Here is a 17,061-nt window from a genome sequence, read left to right on the forward strand (position 1 = left end):
GGGTGGAGGAGATCAGTCCCCATACGGGCAGCCTCGTTCAAGGACTGGACCTGTCGGAGGGCTGGGAAGACGCGACCATGGCCCGGCTGATCAGCCTGCTGCATCAGCGTGGTGTCCTGGTGATCCGCGGGCAGCGGCTGGACGATGCCGCGTATATCCGCTTCGGCCGCTGTTGGGGCAACCCACTTGAATTCTTCATCGCCGAGCATCGCGGTCAGAACCATCCGGAAATGATCACCATCTCCAATGATCCCGCGACGCCACCCGCCATGCGTGACGGGGCGGTACATTGGCATTCCGATGGCAGCTACGAAGCGGAGCCCGCCGCGGTGACCATGCTTTACGGTCGACTTGCACCCGATGAAGGTGGTGAAACACTGTTCGCCAACACAGCCGCCGCCTTCGACGCCCTGCCCCCGACGATGCAGGCGCAGTTGCTGGAACGAGTGGCGATCCACGAGTTGGGCGCTGCCCCGTGGATTGCGGGTGAGACCGTGCCGGACCCCAGCCGTCCAAAACGGAAGATGCCCTATCAGCGCCACCCCCTGATCATCCGCCATCCGGTGACGGGGCGGCGGGCGATCTATGCCTCTGGTACGGCCTTTGCCATCGACGGCATGCCCGCAGACGAAGGACGCGCACTGATCCAACGCCTGCGAGCACATGTCGCCGAGGATCAGTTCCGCATCACCTGGAAGGTGGCACCTGGCGATATCGTGCTGTGGGATAACTTCTCCACGGTCCACAGTGCCACGCCCATCGACTATTCCGACCTGCCGGGGAAGCAGCGGCTGCTGTACCGGATCAGCACAAGGGGACTTCCGGACCTTTGCCGGGCCCCTGCACAATGATCGACATTGACGACCCAAGAATAAGGCGCAGCATGAAACAGCTCGAAGCGGACTATGTCATCGTCGGGGCCGGTTCCGCCGGTTGCGTCCTGGCCAACCGGCTATCGGCCGATGGTCGCACACGCGTGCTGCTGCTCGAAGCGGGCGGTGATGACCGGCCGCTGCGTGAACTGTCGCAGTTCTCCAGCAACGTCAATATCCATCTGCCCGCCGGCTTCACGCGGATGCTCGCCGACCCGAAGATCAACTGGAACTACAAGACGGAACCGGATCCGGGCAGCAATGGCCGCCAGCACCATTTTCCGCGCGGGAAGGTGCTGGGCGGCTCTTCCTCGATCAATGGAATGCTGTATGTGCGGGGCCTGCCGGAGGATTACGACGGCTGGCGGCAGATGGGCTGTGCCGGATGGTCCTGGTCAGATGTCGCGCCCTTGTTCCGACGTATCGAGAAACAGGCCGGCCGCACCGACGCTGACAGCATTGCCGGCACAGACGGTCCCTTGGATGTCGGCGATGTTCCCCTGCGCCATCCCGTTCAGCAGGCCATCATCGAGGCATTCGTCCAAGCCGGGGCGCCGCGCAGCGACGATCTGAATGGTGATCACCGCGAGGGCGTCTCTCCCGTGCGGCTGAATACCCGGCGGGGTCTGCGCAAATCAGCCGCCGTCGCTTACCTGCATCCGGCCATGCGGCGATCGAACCTGATGGTAGTGACCCGGGCGCTGGCGACCCATGTCCGCTTCATGGGGCGGAAGGCGACGGGCATCTACTATGTCCAGGATGGGGAAGTGAATTGTGCCACTGCCCGGCGGGAGGTGATCCTGGCCGGCGGCGCCATCAATTCCCCGCAATTGCTGGAATTATCCGGGATCGGCAATGCGTCGCACCTGGCCTCGGTTGGTATCACGCCCCTGGTCGACAGCCCGTGCGTGGGTGAGAACCTGCAGGATCACTATGCCTCCATGGTCCGTGCGCGCCTGAAGCCAGGAAGCCCCAGCCTGAACAGCCTGTCCCGTGGATTGGGCCTGATCGGGCAGCTTCTGCGCTATGCGACGACACGCGGCGGTCTGCTGGCCCTGGGCGGGTCCAACCTGACCGCCTTCCTGCGGTCGGACCCGGCGCTGGACCTGCCGGACCTGCAATTCTTCGCCAGTGCCGGGACGGTAGATTTCAAGGCCCTGGCCGAACGCGGGCAGATCAGCATGGAAGCGGAACCTGGCATGACCATCGGCGGCTATGTCATGCGCCCCCGGTCGCGCGGGTCCATCCATATCCGCTCATCCGATCCGGCCGAACATCCCGCGATCCGGCCGGGCTTCCTGTCCGATCCGGCAGACCAGCGCGCCACCGTGGCCGCCCTGGAATGGGCACGGAGGATCATGCGGCAGCCGGCACTGGCCCGGTATTTCGACCACGAACTGACGCCCGGTCCCCAGGCCGACAGCTATGACGGTTTGCTGGCCTTCTGCCGGGCGGCGGGGTCGACCGGTTATCACCAGTCGGGGACCTGTGCCATGGGGGCCGATGAACGGTCGGTTCTGGACCCGCAATTACGTGTGCGCGGCGTGGAGGGTTTGCGCGTCGTCGATGCTTCGGTCATGCCCACCATCGTTTCCGGCAACACCCATGCCGCAACGGTGATGATCGCGGAGAAGGCGTCGGATTTGATCCGGGCGAGTTCATAGCACCGGCGACTGCCCGGCGCTCGTGCGCCGCAAGCCAAGCCCGTGGATGCGGGCGTCCGGCGCCTGAGGGGGCATGAGAAAAGGGGCCGGATGTCGCGTCCGGCCCCTTTTCTCATGCCTGCCCCGGCCAAAACTTAGCCGCAGGCATGCTTGGCTGCCAACCACGCGAAGACGAAAGACGCTGCGATGCTGGCGCCGGCCCCCGGATAGACGCGGCCCATGACCGACGCCGTGCTGTTGCCCGTGGCATACAATCCGGGGATCGCATCGCCATCGCTGCGCAAAACCCGGCCATGTTCATCGGTGACGATGCCGCCGGCCGTGCCCACATCACCCGGCACCATCTTGAAGGCCAGGAAGGGCGGCTTGTCGATCGCGCCGAGATTGGGGTTGGGCTTGGTCCACGGATCGCCGAACCAGTTGTCATAGGCCCGTTCACCACGGTGAAAGTCCAGATCCTTGCCGGCAGCAGCAAACCCGTTGAACCGGGCAACCTCCTGCGACAGCGTGTCGGGGTTCAGTCCGATCTTGACGGCCAACTCGCGGATGCTGTCGGCCTTGATCATATAACCGCTCGTCTCCCAATCGGCCGGGGTCTTGCCCGGCGGCTGGGTACCCCAGGCATAGCGCTGGCGATGGCGGCTGTCCATGATCACCCAGGCCGGTACACCGGCCTTGTACAGGGCATGGCCATTGGCCATGTAGGACTGGCTTTCATTCATGATACGCCGGCCGTTCTGCCCGACCACGATGACATGCGGCTTCGACAGGTCGGTCACATGCATATAGACCTCGCCCGAGGGCGGCAACGTGCCGGGAACCCACCAGGCCTGATCCATCAGATCCAGGGCGGCGCCATGCGCCTGCGCGATCTCGATCATCTCCCCGGTGTCGCCGGGATTGGCGTTGGTCCATTGGGTGGAGGCCGGCTTTGGCCCATATTGCTCGCGCATTTTCGGGTTATGGGAGAAGCCGCCGGCATTGATCAGCACGCCATCGCGGGCCTGGATACGCCGTGTTGTGCCGTCCGGTCCCTGGGCAACGACACCGGCGATCCGGCCATCCTGCGCCACCAGTTCCGTGACGCCAGTCCGCGTGCGGATGGGCACGCCCTTGGCATCGGCCAGCATCAGCATGCGTCCCTGCAAGGACCCGCCAAAGGACAGCATGGGCTTGCCGGTCTTGTATGCCTGACGCAGACGCCATAGCAGCTTCACGCCCTCCCACATGCCACGCGGCGTGCGGGTGGCCAGGGTGATGTTGCGGGTCTGATCCACAGGCAGCGGCATGACCATCGGTCCCATCCGCAGCTTGTCGAACAAGGGCCCCATGTCCCTGGCATGCAGCATCGGCGCGGCCAGGGACCGGCTTTCCGGACAGCCGCCTTCCAGATCGTCGTAATAATCGGACCATCCGTGCGCACGGATGAATTTCATCCCCTGCCCCTCCAGGAAGCGCACCATGTCCGGCCCGGCCTTCAGGAAGGCTTCCTTGCGGGCCGGCGTGGAACCCGGTCCCGCATCATTGCCGACGACACGATAGAGGTAGGTCCGGGCCGCCGCCTCGCTATCCTCGATCCCCTCGCGGGCCTGCAATGGATTGTTGGGTATCCACAGCACGCCGCCCGACATGGCCGTCGACCCGCCAATCTTGTCGGTCTTTTCCAGAATCAGCGGCTGTTTGCCGATGGATTTCAGATAAAGCCCCGCCGCCATCGACCCGCCGCCGGAACCGACGATGATGAAATCAGCACTTTCGTCCCAGGTCTGGTTCGTCATCAGTTCTTGTCCGCCAGATAATGATGCAGCGTCGCGTGGAAATTGCTGATGGCCCGTTCCTGAACGGGGCTGGTCCGGGCGCCCTTGAAGCCGCGCGACTTCATGCCCTTCTGCACCTCACCCATATTGGCGAAGTCCTGCTCCAGGATCAGACCCCAATCGACCCTGGCCCAATCGGCGCCATGTTCGACCTCCACACCCGGTTCCGCCCCTTCGGCGAAGCGTTCGATGACATTGATCTCGAAGATACAACTGTCCGGATCGTCGCCATTGGGGCGGGCGCGGTAGAACAGCACGTTGGTCGGCTGGTGCAGGAAGACCAGATTGGGGAAAATGTGCCAGTCGATGCCGGCAGCCATCAAGGTCTCGATCGGCACATCGGGGAAGGGCCGGCCATTCTTCGCCGCCTCCTCGCGATGGAACTGCGCAAAGGCTCCATAGACGGTGTAGACATCGCTATCTTCGGGCAGTTCCAGCAGGCGGCGGCCCGCCGCCAGCATCTCCTCCGTCGTCGTGGCCTTCAGCGTGTCCCAGATCTCCTTGTTGAACTGGTAGAGCCCCTTGCGGATATCGCCCTTCACCGGTCCCAGACGCGGGCTGGGCAAACCGAACAGCGCCGTGGGCGCATAGCCGAACATGCCATGCTTGCCCTTGGCGGCGCTGTAGGTCATGTCGTCGAAATAAGGCAGCAATTGCCGGTGCGTGGTCTGCACATGGTAGCCTTCATTGAAGGCCTCCAGCGCGACCTTCCAGTTGCAGGGCATGACGACGCTCTTGCGCCAGACATAGCGCATCTTGTCGAACTCGAACGCGTCGAGCATGGACTTGGCCGGTTCCAGGAACTGCTCCAGCGGCTCCGCCTCGGGGTCCATATTGATGAAGACCCAGCCACCCCAGGTGCCGACCTTGACGGAGACCAGACCGATATCCTCGTCCTTCAGACAGTCGCCCCAGTCCTGACGGTCCACCACCTCGACCGGCTGCCCCTCCAGCGACCATTTCCAGCCATGGTAGCGGCAATGGAACCGGCCCATCTTGCCGCAACCCTCGGTCAGGCGGCGGCCGCGATGCGGGCAGACATTGTAGTAGGCGGCGATGTCACCCGATTGCTGGCGGACGACGGTGATCGACTCATCGGCGATCTCGTAGGTGTAATAATGGCCGGGTTCGGCGATTTCCTCCTCCCGGCACGCCATCTGCCAGACTTTTGGCCACAGGCGCTGCTTTTCAAGTCGGACATAGTCGGGCGAGATATAGGCTGCGGCCGGCACAAAATCCGGCCGCACCGGCTCACCATCAACCGTCCGCTGCACTTTCTCATCCATTCGTGTGTTCCTCCCTGTTATGCATGGCACTGTCCGGTATCCGTCCCGGCGGTTCCAAGGGAAATATTTCTGCGACTGTGCCTGTGACCGAGACGGCTCACGCGCCTTGGGAGAACCGCCGCTCCAGCACATTCTCGGCAATGCGGTTCAGCAGGATTTCGATGGTGCCGCCGGCGATCATCCAGCCGCGGGTCCGGCGCAAGCAATATTCGATGAGCGCATCCTCGCCGAACCCCGAGCCGCCCATGATCTGCATCGCCTCGTTGGCGCAGTCGAAACCGGCACGGTTACAGGCAACCTTGGCGATGGCTGTTTCCTCCGCCGACGGAAAGCCGGCATCGGCATTGGTGGCGGCGCGATAGAGCAAGAGCTGGGCTGCATCCAGCTTCACCTTCATCTCCGCGAATTTCCACTGCAAGCCCTGGAATTCACACAGAAACTTGCCGAACTGCTTGCGGGTCTTGGCGTGCTCGATGGCGGCATTGTAGGCGTATCGCCCCAGGGCCAGGCTGCGGGCGGTATTGCCGATACGCTCCACATTGAAGCCGGCGATCTGCTTCTTGAAGCCGCCCGGCCCCAGCAGAACCTTTTCCTTCGGCACATAGACATTGTCGAAGAAAAGCGGGTTCCATTCTTCACCCGACAGGAAACGCACCGGCTTGCCGAAGGTGAAGCCCTCCTGCCCGCGTTCGATCAGCACGGAGCCGATATTGCCCGTACCGGGACCATAGCGCACATAGACCAGGAAGACCGTCGCGTGCAGGCCATGGGTGGTAAAGATTTTCTGCCCCGTGACGCGGAATCCGTCGCCATCGGGTACGGCGGTGGTGGTCAACTCCGTCACGGCCGACCCGGCATTCGGCTCCGTCATGGCAACCGCGATCAGACCGTCGCCCTTCAGCAGCGGCAGCAGATACTCCGCCTGCTGCTGGGGGGAGGCGAAGCCGGCAAAGGTGCGGATGGCGCCGAAATTTCCGGCCTGGATGACGTCGGCCGATCGCGGGCAGACGGCCGCCACCTGCTCGATGGCCAGGACGGCATCCATCAGGGAACCACCGACACCACCCTTCTCCTCCTCAATCGTGATGCCCAGCAAACCCTGTTCGGCCATGGCGCGGGCGACATCCCAGGGATAATCATCGGCATGGGCGCGGGCCAGGGCACCGTCAGCCAGATGGCGCCGGGCAAAGGCCGCTACCGAATCCCGGAAAAGCGTCTGCTCCTCGGTCAGATTGAAATGCATTCTAATGATCCCATGCGAAGGATGCGCCACCCTGATTGCGGCGACAGGTCGGAATTCTGCATAGGCCCTGAAACCCGAACGGGCGAGTGATGACAGCAGCCGAGGCGCAAGCCTTCACATCCGCGATGGGTGCCGCCATCCGGCCGGGCGTTTCTTGACAGTTCGGGTTGACGGACCGCTGGTGAAGGGTATGGGCGATGCTCTGCACCCCCACAGCTCCACCGCAGGAAGTGGCCGTACACGCCATGAAATACATCAACGAAGTCATCTCCATCCGTGTCGACGGCGATATCGGCGTGATCATATCGGACAGCCCGCCGGTCAATGCCCTCGGTTTCGTTGTCCGCGACGGGCTGATCCGGGCGCTGAAGGAACTGAACGCCGATTCCACAGTCCGCGCCATCGTTCTGGCCTGCGCCGGCCGCACCTTCTTTGCGGGTGCCGATATTACGGAGTTCGGCAAACCCAAGCGTGAGCCGGTGCTGCAATCCGTCATCGCGGCCCTGGAAAGCTCCATCCGTCCCGTGATCGCCGCTATTCATGGCACTGCGCTGGGCGGCGGCCTGGAAGTGGCGCTGGGCTGCGCCTTCCGTGTGGCGGTACCCGCGGCAAAGGTCGGCCTGCCGGAAATCAACCTGGGCCTGCTGGCCGCTGCCGGTGGCACCCAGCGCCTGCCACGCCTGATCGGGCCGGAAAAGGCGTTGGAATTCTGTCTGTCGGGCAAGCCGGCGGGTGCTGCGGAAGCCCTGGACCTGGGCATCATTGATCATGTTGCCGACGGGGATGTGATTGAGGCTGGGCTGGCCTTCGCCCGCCGCGCCATTGACGAGGCCCTGCCCGCCGTGCCCGTGCGCGACCGGGAGGAGAAGCTGGCCGCCACCCGGGCCGATCCCGCCGCGTTCGAAGCCGCAGCAGCGGCCTGGAGCAAAAGAACCAAGGGACAGGCGGCGCCTGCCGCCAATATCGCATCGGTGCGCCGGTCCTTCACTCAGCCCATAGATCAGGCCCTGGCGGAAGATGCCGCCGCCATCGCCGAACTGATCGCCGGCAGCCAATCACGGGCCTTGCGCCACCAGTTCTTCGCGGAGCGGGAAGCAGCAAAGATCCCCGACATTCCGGCCGATATCACGCCGCGCCCCGTCAGCAAGGTCGCCGTCATCGGCGCCGGCACGATGGGCGGCGGCATCGCCATGAGCTTCGTAGCCGCCGGCATTCCCGTCCTGCTGATCGACGCCACGCGGGAGGCGCTGGATCGTGGCATCGACCGTATCCGCGCCAACTATGCGGGTTCGGTGAAGCGCGGATCGCTGTCACAGGCCCGCATGGATGCGCAGATGGCGCTACTGACCGGTGCGACAGAGCGGGCGGCGGCGGCCGATGTCGATCTGGTGGTGGAGGCCGTGTTCGAGGACATGGATCTGAAGAAAACCATCTTCCGCGAACTGGATGCCGTCACCCGGCCCGGCACGGTCCTGTCCTCCAACACCTCTGCCCTGGACGTGGATGAGATCGCCTCGGTCCTGACGCGGCCAGAGGATTTCCTCGGCATGCATTTCTTTGCGCCGGCCAATGTCATGAAGCTGCTGGAGGTGGTGCGAGCCGCGAAGACAGGCCAGCAGGCCATCGCCACCGCCATGGCCGTGGGCAAGCGCATTGGCAAGGTGCCCGTACTGTCGGGCAATTGTGACGGTTTCATCGGCAACCGCATCATCGCCAAACGATCGGCCGCCGCCGAACGCCTGTTGCAGCAAGGGGCCCTGCCGCCGGATATTGACGGGGCGCTGAAGGCGTTCGGTTTTCCCATGGGGCCGCTGGAAATCAACGACATGTCGGGCCTGGATGTGGGCTGGTCGATCCGCAAACGGCGCGGCACGCCCTTCCCTATTGCGGACGGGATTTGTGAATGCGGCTGGTTCGGACAGAAGACGGGCCAGGGCTATTACCGCTATGAACCGGGCAGCCGGACGCCCCTGCCCAATCCCGATGTGGAAGCACTGATCCTGGAGACATCGTCCCGGCTGGGCATCACACGCCGCGTGATCGGGCGCGACGAGATCACCGAACGCCTGCTCTACCCGCTGATCAACGAGGCGGCACGGGTGGTGGAAGAAGGCATCGCCCTGCGCCCGTCCGATGTCGACGTCGTCTATGTCAACGGCTATGGCTGGCCGCGCTGGCGCGGCGGCCCGTTGTTTCACGCGGACGAAGTGGGGTTGGCCACCATCGTGGCACGGCTTGACGCATTCCGCGCCGACACCGACGATCAGTCCCTGGAACCGGCCGCCTTGCTGCGCATGCTGGCCGAGCAGGGCTCAACCTTCGCAGAATGGCAGAAAAGCCGCGCCTGATATGAGAGGGCGCGGACAATGGAGAAAAAAGCATGGTCGATTACAGCAAGTACCAGTTCCTGAAGGTTGAGATCGATGCCAACGGCGTCGCCACCGTCACCATGAACGACCCCGATAAGCTGAACGCGGTCGGGCCGGAGAACCACAAGGAACTGGAATATATCTGGGTCGATCTGGCCCAGGATGAAAGCATCAAGGCCATCATCTTTACCGGTGCCGGCCGCGCCTTTTCCGCCGGTGGCGATATCAAGAAGATGGCTGCCCGTGCCGGCACCGAATATGGGCTGAAATACGCCCTGCGCGTGCCACAGAACACGCTGCGTATCTTCGAGCACATGCTGCTGACGCCGCAGCCGGTCATCGCCGCCGTCAATGGCGATGCCATCGGCCTGGGCATGACCATGGCGCTGTTCTGCGACATGAGCATCGTGGCCGACGATGCCCGCCTCGGCGACACGCATGTCAAGGTCGGGCTGGTGGCCGGTGATGGTGGGGCCGTGGTCTGGCCGCTGCTGGTCGGGCCGCAACGCGCCAAGGAATTCCTGATGCGCGGCAAGCTGCTACGCGGCGCCGAAGCCGCCGGCATGGGCCTGGTCAATTATTCCTTCCCCAAGGAGGATGTGCTGGCCGAAGCACACAAGATCGCCACCGAGATCGCGGGCAACCCGATCTGGGCCGTGCGCTGGTCCAAGGCGGCCGTCAACAAGCAGTTGAAGGCGCAGTTGAACCAGATCCTGGAACTGTCGATCGCCTATGAATCCCTGACCATGCTGACCCAGGATTATAAGGAGGCCACGAATGCCTTCGCCGAAAAGCGCAAGCCCGAATTCCAGGGCTTCTGACACCGGCGCCTACCGGGGGTTGGATCAGATCCGGAAGGTCGGCGTGGTCGGTGCCGGCCTGATCGGCGGGGGGTGGGTCGCCGCTTTCCTGGGCCGGGGCTATGATGTCTCGGTCCAGGACCCCTCTGCGGATGCCGAAGCCCGGCTTCGGGCGCAGGTGGAGGCCGCGTGGCCGGCCCTGGAAAGTCTGGGGCTGTCCCCAGGCGCCAGTCCCGACCGCCTGACCTTCCATGCCGATCTGGCCATCGCATTGGATGGCGTCGATTTCGTGCAGGAGAACGCGCCGGAACGGCCGGACGTGAAGGCCGAACTCTACGCACGATTGGGGGACCTGTTGCCGGCCGATGTGATCATCGCCAGCAGCACGTCCGGCCTGCCCATCAGCCTGTTGCAGAGGGATTGCCGGCATCCGCAGCGGTGCGTGCTGGGCCATCCGTTCAATCCTGTGCACATGATGCCGCTGGTGGAACTCGGCGGTGGTGAACTGACCGATCCGGCCGCCATAGACACCGCGACGGATTTCTACGTCGCCATGGGCAAGGAACCGGTGCGCCTGCACCGGGAAATTGTGGGTCACATCGCCAACCGGCTGACCAGCGCCATGTTCCGGGAAGCCGTATCCCTGGTGGCCGAAGGTTATGCGACGGTGGCGGACGTGGACCGGGCCATCCGCTTCGGTCCGGCCCTGAAATGGGCCGTGCAAGGGCAGTTCACCACCTTTCATACCGGTGGCGGCGATGCCGGCATGGAAGGCTTCCTACGCCATTTCGCCCCCGGCATCATGAACCGCTGGCGGACCATGACAGATCCGGATCTGGCCGACCCAGCGCTGCAGACGAAACTGACAGCCCAGGTGATCGAGGCGAACGGCCATCGTCCCATTGCAGACATCGCCCGTCACCAGGATGCGATGGTGCTGCGGCTGCTGCGGGCGCTGTCAGAGTAACGTTCCATTCGGCTTCGAAACAAATGCCGTCCGGTAGCGAACCGGACGGCTATTTCATTTCGGTACCGTATCAGGCAATGGCAGGAACGCCCCCGGCCTCGGCCAGCATATCCAGATGGTGGTCGCTGTCGCCAAACAGCGCATCGATGGCGGTCAGGCGCTTGAACCCATGACCGATCTTGTATTCATTGGTCAAGCCGATGGCACCATGCAACTGGACAGCCTGCTGCCCCACGAAACGCCCGGCCTGGCCGATCTTGGCCTTGACGGCGGCGATGTGCAGCCGGCGTTCGCCGGTCGGCCGGTCCAGCGACATTGCCGCCAGCATGGCCATGGACCGCGACAACTCGACCTGCATCAGCATGTCCACTGCCCGGTGCTGCAGCGCCTGGAAGCTGCCGATGGCCACGCCGAACTGTGTGCGGGTGCGCAGATAGTCGGCGGTCATGCCCAGGACATCCTGCATGATGCCCACCGCCTCCGCCGCCAGGGCCGCATTGGCCTCCTCGAACACCGCGTCAAGCACCGCGCCCCCGCCGCCGGCCGTCCCCAATAGGGCCGACGCCTTCAGATGCACATCGGCGAAGGCAATATCGGCCAGCCGCACCCCGTCATAACCAGCCCGGGTGGTCCGCACGATACCGTCGGCGCGGGGATCGACAAAAAACAGCCCTACACCATCCGGTGTCGCCGCACTGACCACCAATTCGTCGGCGGCATGTCCGGCGATCACAGCGACCTTGGCGCCACTCAGCCGCCACCCCCCATCAACGGGAACACCCCTTGTCATCAAGCGGTTGGTTGTGTGGCGGGGGCCGGGCCATTCCTGATGCGCCAGCGCCATGACATGGTCGCCCGTGATAATGGCCGGCACCCGTTCGGCTCGCTGCGCCTCATTGGCAACCCGGCGCAATATGCCGCCGGCCAGCACGACGGTGGCCAGATAGGGTTCCAGCACCAGTCCCTTGCCCAGCGCCTCCATCACCAGCATGGTCTCCACAGGACCACAGCCGAAACCGCCATCCGCCTCGGCGAACGGCAGACCCAGCAGACCCATCTCGGCCATCTGGGCCCAGATCTCTCTGCTGAACCCCTCGGGCTGCTTCATGGCCGCTTCACGGGCGTGGAAATCATAGCGGTCGGCGATGAAGCGGTTGACGCTTTCAGACAAAAGCCGCTGCTCGTCATTCAGGTCGAAATCCATTGCCGATGTTCCTCACAGGCCAAGTACGGTCTTGGCGATGATGTTTTTCTGGATCTCGTTGGACCCGCCAAAGATCGAAACCTTGCGCATGGTGAAATAGAAGGGGGCTGACGCTTCCAGCCAGCCATCCGCGCCCCTATCGTCATGATGGTGATGGTCCGGCATCGGCAAGCCAGCCGGCCCGGCCAGTTCCAGGGTCAACTCCGTCATGCGCTGCTGCAGCTCCGTGCCCCGGACCTTCAGAATCGACGCCGCACTATTGGCGCCGCCGCCATGGCTGTCAGCGGCGACAACGCGCAACTGCGTCAGTTCCAGGGCGCGCAGCTCCACCTCCACCTCGGCCAGCCGTCGGCGCAGACGCTGCCGCTCGGCATCCGACAGGATGCCGCGTTCATGCAGGTCCGCCTCCAGGTGCCGCAATTGCGACAGCCGCTCCTTCGACAGGCCGATGCGCGCGATGCCGCTACGCTCATGACCCAACAGTTGTTTGGCATAATCCCAACCACGCCCCTCGTCCCCGATGCGGTTGGCGACGGGCACGCGGACATCATCGAAAAACACCTCATTCAGATCGGCAATGCCGTCGATGGACGGGATCGGGCGGATGGTGATGCCTGGCGTGCGCATCTCCAGCAGCAGGAAGGTGATACCTTGCTGCTTCCTGCCGCTATTGTCCGTGCGGACCAGGGCAAACATCCAGTCGGCATGTTGGGCCTGGGTGGTCCAGATTTTCTGGCCGTTCAGCACGTAATCATCGCCATCGCGCACGGCACTGGTCTTCAGTGCCGCCAGATCGGACCCCGCGCCGGGTTCGGAGAAGCCCTGGCACCACCAGTCGTCGATATTGGCGATGCGGGGCAGGAAACGGCGCTTTTGTTCGTCCGTGCCAAAACGGGCGATGACGGGACCGATCATGTTGACATTGAAGGGGGACCCTTCCGGCGCATGGGCCAGCGCCATCTCCTCCTGGAAAATGTAACGCTGGGTCGGGGTCCAGGGCTGGCCGCCCCATTCCACAGGCCAGGCCGGCACGGCCCAACCCCGCGCATTCAGGATACGCTGCCAGCGCACGATGTCGTCCTTGCCCAGGTGCCTGCGTTCCACCATCTTGCGACGCAGGTCCGACGGCAGGGCTTCAGCCAGGAAATCGCGCACCTCCTGGCGGAACGCACGATCGGCATCGGTGAAATCCAGATTCATGGTCATCATCCCGCTCTGCTTGCTGCCAGAAATGTGCCGCAGAGCGGGAACTGGTCAACGCACGCCGGTGCAAAGACCCAGAGGCTTCACATGGCCGATATTGTCGGATGGGAAGACCGGACATGCCGCTGGTCGGGTTGGTGGACATCCCCGAATATAAAAGGGCCGGGGTTGCGCCCCCGGCCCGTCGATAACAACCCGGATCGCCATCGTTACGAAGCGGTTGCCGTACGCGGAATGATCTTGCGGGTATATCCCATGGGCCACGCCGGAACCTGCTGACCATTGGCCGTCGACATCTGCGCCTCAGGACGGGCGGCGGGCTTTGGGCGCGGCATGGGCAATACTCCCTTGCGCTGTTCCTGCACGATGGCGACGATCTCTTCGGCCCGGGCCTGAATGATGGCTGTTGGTGCCAGAACGCTCAATACCAGACGGTCGCTGCCACATCGCGGCGGCAGCAGCACCGCAACCGATCCCGTGCCATCCCCATGGTCCGCGGTTGCAATCCAGCCACGCTCCCGCAAGCGAACCAACTCATCCATATGTTCCGCCACCTTCACCCGGCGGGTCGGATCCTGCTCCTCCGCATTCAGGCGGTGAAGAGCGGAACGCACATGCGTATCCTTGTAGGTGGACAGAAGCAACTTGCCCTGGGGGCTGTGCAGAAGGCAGTCGGTATTGCCAGCATGTTCCACAACGGCGTGATCATGCAGCCCGTCGATGACATGCAGGTGCTGGACAACATAAGAGGTGGCGGTGGACAGAACGACCGTCTCCCCCAGCGCATCCGCAACGCGATCCAGTACCGTCACCACGGCGCCGCCACGGAACAGCGTCGGCTCAACCCAGGCGCCCAGAAGGGCAACACGAGCGGTGGGGCTATAGGTCCGCTTGAAGCGGTCATAATGCAGGTAACCGAGTTTTGTCAGACAACGCAGCAGTTCAGACGTGCTCGATTGCGGATATTCCAATGCCCGCGACAGATCCATGACCGTCGCGGTCCGGTTCTTCCGGTCGAAATATTCCAGAATCTCAAGAACACGATAGGCGGATTTGATGGTGCGGCCGTCTTTGCTGCTCATCTCGCTTTCCTTCCCATATTGGCCACCATTGTATGTGTGCGGCCTTGGGACAAACGGTATGCCATCGCCCATCTGATGCACAAGATTTTCCGAACTCCGTTCGATTATCCGAACGGCATCCATCACATTCATGATATCCGCCGCACACTCCCCTGCAACAGATCCAGTGTCATACCGCTTGTGGGCACAATAGTGATAACGGGTCGCAGTCGGTGCCACGCCCTGTGGCAGCCACCCCGTGACACATCACCCACCTTATCTGTCGGCGAATGACACGTTTCGGACAATTGCTCGAACAGGAAGAAAACGGGCGCGGCGCCAATGCATCGGGTCCGCGGGCGATGACGCGCGTGTTACGCCTGTTCGATCTTCTGGCCAAAAACAGGTCGGGGATGACCTTGTCGGAGTTGAGCCAGGCCATGGGTGTCGCCAAAAGCACCTTTCTGGCCAGCCTGCGCGGGCTGGTCACCGATGGCTTCCTGATCTGTGAGGATAATGTATATCGCCTCGGGCCCTGCGCTTACCGCTTGGCCGGGAACATCATCATGGCCTGGTCGCAGCCGGAAATTGTGCGCCACTATGTCCATGAATTGGCCGATGCGACCGGTGAATCCGTCGCTTTCGCCATCGCTGACTGGGACATCGGGCAGGCCATCTTCACCGATGCCGTCAACAGCCGCCAGCCCGTACATTACGCGATGCGCGCCGGCATCCGCGCACCGCTTTATGCCAGCGCCGCCGGGCGCGTGCTGCTGGCCTATTCATCGACCGAGCAATGCCAGGATTATCTTGGCCGCGGCCATTTCCGCGCCTTGACGCCATCCACCCGGACGACCCCGGACAAGTTGCTGGAAAGCCTGGAATCCATCCGGCGCCTGGGTTATTGCGCCAGTTTCGGTGAAATGCTGAAGGACACGGCAGCCATCGCCGTTCCCGTCTTCGACGCCAGCGATATGGTCATCGGCGCCCTGATCGTTGCCGCCCCACTGACCAGGCTGCGGGCATCATTTGAGACGCTGCTGGGCAAGGTCCTGCATTTTGGCCGACTGGCATCGGGCTTGCCACCGCCCGATCCGGCTTGAGCGGCCCCCTGCTCCATGCGTTGGGCTTGCCGCAGCAAGGCGACAAAAGAAAGGGCGGCCCCGCCTGCTCCCAAAGAAGCCGACGGGTGCCGCCCAAGGCGAGCCGGGAGGAACCGGCCGAAACAGTCTCAGGGCGTCAGGCCCATAAAACGCATGCCATTCTCGTACATGATCTTGGCTGTATCGGTATCGCTGATCCCCTTGCAGGCCTCATCAGCGAAGTCTCGCGGCTGCTCGACACCCTCCGCATGCGGGTAATCCGATCCCATCAGGATCCAGTCGGCACTGCCGACCTGATCGATGATGGATTTGATATTATCCTCGGGATAAGCGACGACCGCGATATTGCGGGCGAAGATGCGGCTGGGCCTGTCCTTCAACTGCCCACCGGGCCAATAGCCGTTCTTGGCCATGCCACGGCACTTGTCCATCTTGGTCAGCATGGCCGGCACCCATTCGGCGCCGTTCTCTGCGGATAGCAGCTTCACGTTGGGAAACCGCTCGAAGAAGTTCCAGAAAATGAAGCTGGACAGGGTCTCGACCACCGGGCGCTCGGAATAGCCGTGCATCCACACGAAGGCCGTCTGCTTGATACGGGACTGCTGTACCGGCTCACCCCAGACGGCCATGTGGTCCTTCATATAGATGGCTTCGGAAACGTGGAACACCACGCGCAGCTTCGCCTCGTTCACGATGGCCCAGAACCGGTCATGGTCGGGATGGGCCGGCGCCTTGCCATTATAGGGCCCCATCGGCATCAGGATGACGCGGGCACCCTGTTCAATGCACCAGCGCACCTGCTCGCAGGCCTTGTCCAAATCAGCCAGCGTGATGATGGGGGCGGTGAAGATCCGGTCTTTGTAGTTGAACTTCCAGTGATCCAGCATCCAATGGTTATAGGCGCCCAGAACCTCGTGCGCCGCCGCTGGCTGGTCCAGATAGGAAATGGCGGTAATCATGTTGCCAACGAACATGATCGCGCCCCGCACGTCCCATTCATCCATGCGGGCCAGCCGGGCGGCTGGTTCCATCATGTCAGCCGTCTTATGCACATGCAGGTCGATGTCGGCCTTGCCCTCCTTCATGGCACGCAGCCATTCATGCAGCTTGCCGGGAGCCGGCACACGACCATCCTCGTGCAGGTGATCGGCGCTGATCTCAACCTTGCGGGGACCGACATACATGGCGAACTGGCCATCATCACCTTTCTTGAAGGTGATTCCATACTTACTCTTGGCATCGTCGGAAAGATAGGCGCTCCACGCATCCTCCGTTTCCCAGTAATGGGTGTCGGCATCGAAGATGGGGCCCTGGTAGCGCGGGGTTGCCGCCCCTGGCTTGATTGCTGCCTGGCTGGTCATGTTTTTCCTTCCTGCATGCTTACAAGCCTCTGAGAACGAACGCTTATTTAGCGGGAGGCTGTTGCTGTTGGAAATTTAGCAGAGCATGACGGCACTGACAGGGGGCTGCCG

Annotated in this window: 13 protein-coding genes; 6 read left to right on the plus strand and 7 right to left on the minus strand. The window is 63.1% G+C overall.

Going from position 1 to position 17,061, the window contains the following annotated elements:
• Together KBA48_RS07405 and KBA48_RS07410 are read left to right on the plus strand one after the other, a co-directional pair.
• A partial coding sequence (locus KBA48_RS07405) for a TauD/TfdA family dioxygenase (protein WP_292904762.1) occupies positions 1–851 on the plus strand: 851 nt, incomplete at its 5' end.
• Positions 852–883: 32 nt separating this feature from the next.
• Entirely contained in the window at positions 884–2,536 is a 1,653-nt protein-coding gene (locus KBA48_RS07410; protein ID WP_292904764.1) for a GMC family oxidoreductase, read from the plus strand.
• Between the two features lie 134 nt (positions 2,537–2,670).
• Here KBA48_RS07410 and KBA48_RS07415 read toward each other — a convergent pair whose 3' ends face one another.
• The 3 genes from KBA48_RS07415 to KBA48_RS07425 all read right to left on the minus strand — a co-directional run bounded on the left by KBA48_RS07415 (position 2,671) and on the right by KBA48_RS07425 (position 6,882).
• Positions 2,671–4,314: an FAD-binding protein gene (locus tag KBA48_RS07415; RefSeq protein ID WP_292904766.1), complete on the minus strand. Its 1,644-nt coding sequence runs from the start codon at positions 4,312–4,314 to the stop codon at positions 2,671–2,673.
• On the minus strand, positions 4,314–5,639 hold the full coding sequence (locus KBA48_RS07420; RefSeq protein ID WP_292904768.1) for an aromatic ring-hydroxylating dioxygenase subunit alpha: 1,326 nt from the start codon (positions 5,637–5,639) through the stop codon (positions 4,314–4,316). The genes KBA48_RS07415 and KBA48_RS07420 overlap by 1 nt, the downstream gene beginning before the upstream one ends.
• A gap of 97 nt (positions 5,640–5,736) precedes the next feature.
• Positions 5,737–6,882 carry an acyl-CoA dehydrogenase family protein gene (locus tag KBA48_RS07425; RefSeq protein ID WP_292904770.1) on the minus strand — a complete coding sequence of 382 codons (1,146 nt, stop codon included), beginning with the start codon at positions 6,880–6,882 and terminating at the stop codon, positions 5,737–5,739.
• Positions 6,883–7,127: 245 nt separating this feature from the next.
• On the opposite strand from KBA48_RS07425, the gene KBA48_RS07430 reads away from it, so the two are divergent.
• From KBA48_RS07430 to KBA48_RS07440, 3 genes are read left to right on the plus strand one after another with little or no spacing between them, the layout of a single operon-like run.
• Positions 7,128–9,230, plus strand: coding sequence for a 3-hydroxyacyl-CoA dehydrogenase NAD-binding domain-containing protein (locus KBA48_RS07430; protein ID WP_292904772.1), 2,103 nt, complete (start codon positions 7,128–7,130; stop codon positions 9,228–9,230).
• Positions 9,231–9,262: 32 nt separating this feature from the next.
• Complete coding sequence (locus tag KBA48_RS07435) at positions 9,263–10,072, plus strand: enoyl-CoA hydratase-related protein (protein WP_292904774.1); 810 nt, start codon at positions 9,263–9,265, stop codon at positions 10,070–10,072.
• A 19-nt stretch (positions 10,073–10,091) separates the two neighbouring features.
• Complete coding sequence (locus KBA48_RS07440; protein ID WP_292904776.1) at positions 10,092–11,018, plus strand: 3-hydroxyacyl-CoA dehydrogenase NAD-binding domain-containing protein; 927 nt, start codon at positions 10,092–10,094, stop codon at positions 11,016–11,018.
• Between the two features lie 70 nt (positions 11,019–11,088).
• Here KBA48_RS07440 and KBA48_RS07445 read toward each other — a convergent pair whose 3' ends face one another.
• The 3 genes from KBA48_RS07445 to KBA48_RS07455 all read right to left on the minus strand — a co-directional run bounded on the left by KBA48_RS07445 (position 11,089) and on the right by KBA48_RS07455 (position 14,507).
• Entirely contained in the window at positions 11,089–12,222 is a 1,134-nt protein-coding gene (locus tag KBA48_RS07445; protein WP_292904778.1) for an acyl-CoA dehydrogenase, read from the minus strand.
• A gap of 12 nt (positions 12,223–12,234) precedes the next feature.
• A complete protein-coding gene (locus KBA48_RS07450; protein WP_367273816.1) occupies positions 12,235–13,431 on the minus strand; it encodes an acyl-CoA dehydrogenase family protein in 1,197 nt (398 codons plus the stop codon).
• 203 nt (positions 13,432–13,634) lie between these two features.
• Positions 13,635–14,507, minus strand: coding sequence for a helix-turn-helix domain-containing protein (locus tag KBA48_RS07455; RefSeq protein ID WP_292904780.1), 873 nt, complete (start codon positions 14,505–14,507; stop codon positions 13,635–13,637).
• A 341-nt stretch (positions 14,508–14,848) separates the two neighbouring features.
• On the opposite strand from KBA48_RS07455, the gene KBA48_RS07460 reads away from it, so the two are divergent.
• A complete protein-coding gene (locus KBA48_RS07460) occupies positions 14,849–15,589 on the plus strand; it encodes an IclR family transcriptional regulator (protein ID WP_292904782.1) in 741 nt (246 codons plus the stop codon).
• 128 nt (positions 15,590–15,717) lie between these two features.
• Here the strand turns inward: KBA48_RS07460 and KBA48_RS07465 are convergent, their stop codons facing one another.
• Entirely contained in the window at positions 15,718–16,950 is a 1,233-nt protein-coding gene (locus tag KBA48_RS07465) for an amidohydrolase family protein (protein ID WP_292904784.1), read from the minus strand.
• Between the last annotated feature and the right edge of the window lie 111 nt (positions 16,951–17,061).

This window comes from Niveispirillum sp. (assembly GCF_017996735.1).
Classification (GTDB): domain Bacteria; phylum Pseudomonadota; class Alphaproteobacteria; order Azospirillales; family Azospirillaceae; genus Niveispirillum.

Coding starts and splice junctions, on each gene's coding strand:
- KBA48_RS07415 (WP_292904766.1), bottom strand. CDS start 4,314: ATGACGAACCAGACCTGGGACGAAAGTGCTGATTTCATCATCGTCGGT.
- KBA48_RS07410 (WP_292904764.1), top strand. CDS start 884: ATGAAACAGCTCGAAGCGGACTATGTCATCGTCGGGGCCGGTTCCGCC.
- KBA48_RS07445 (WP_292904778.1), bottom strand. CDS start 12,222: ATGGATTTCGACCTGAATGACGAGCAGCGGCTTTTGTCTGAAAGCGTC.
- KBA48_RS07420 (WP_292904768.1), bottom strand. CDS start 5,639: ATGGATGAGAAAGTGCAGCGGACGGTTGATGGTGAGCCGGTGCGGCCG.
- KBA48_RS07455 (WP_292904780.1), bottom strand. CDS start 14,507: ATGAGCAGCAAAGACGGCCGCACCATCAAATCCGCCTATCGTGTTCTT.
- KBA48_RS07465 (WP_292904784.1), bottom strand. CDS start 16,950: ATGACCAGCCAGGCAGCAATCAAGCCAGGGGCGGCAACCCCGCGCTAC.
- KBA48_RS07430 (WP_292904772.1), top strand. CDS start 7,128: ATGAAATACATCAACGAAGTCATCTCCATCCGTGTCGACGGCGATATC.
- KBA48_RS07450 (WP_367273816.1), bottom strand. CDS start 13,431: ATGATGACCATGAATCTGGATTTCACCGATGCCGATCGTGCGTTCCGC.
- KBA48_RS07460 (WP_292904782.1), top strand. CDS start 14,849: ATGACGCGCGTGTTACGCCTGTTCGATCTTCTGGCCAAAAACAGGTCG.
- KBA48_RS07425 (WP_292904770.1), bottom strand. CDS start 6,882: ATGCATTTCAATCTGACCGAGGAGCAGACGCTTTTCCGGGATTCGGTA.
- KBA48_RS07435 (WP_292904774.1), top strand. CDS start 9,263: ATGGTCGATTACAGCAAGTACCAGTTCCTGAAGGTTGAGATCGATGCC.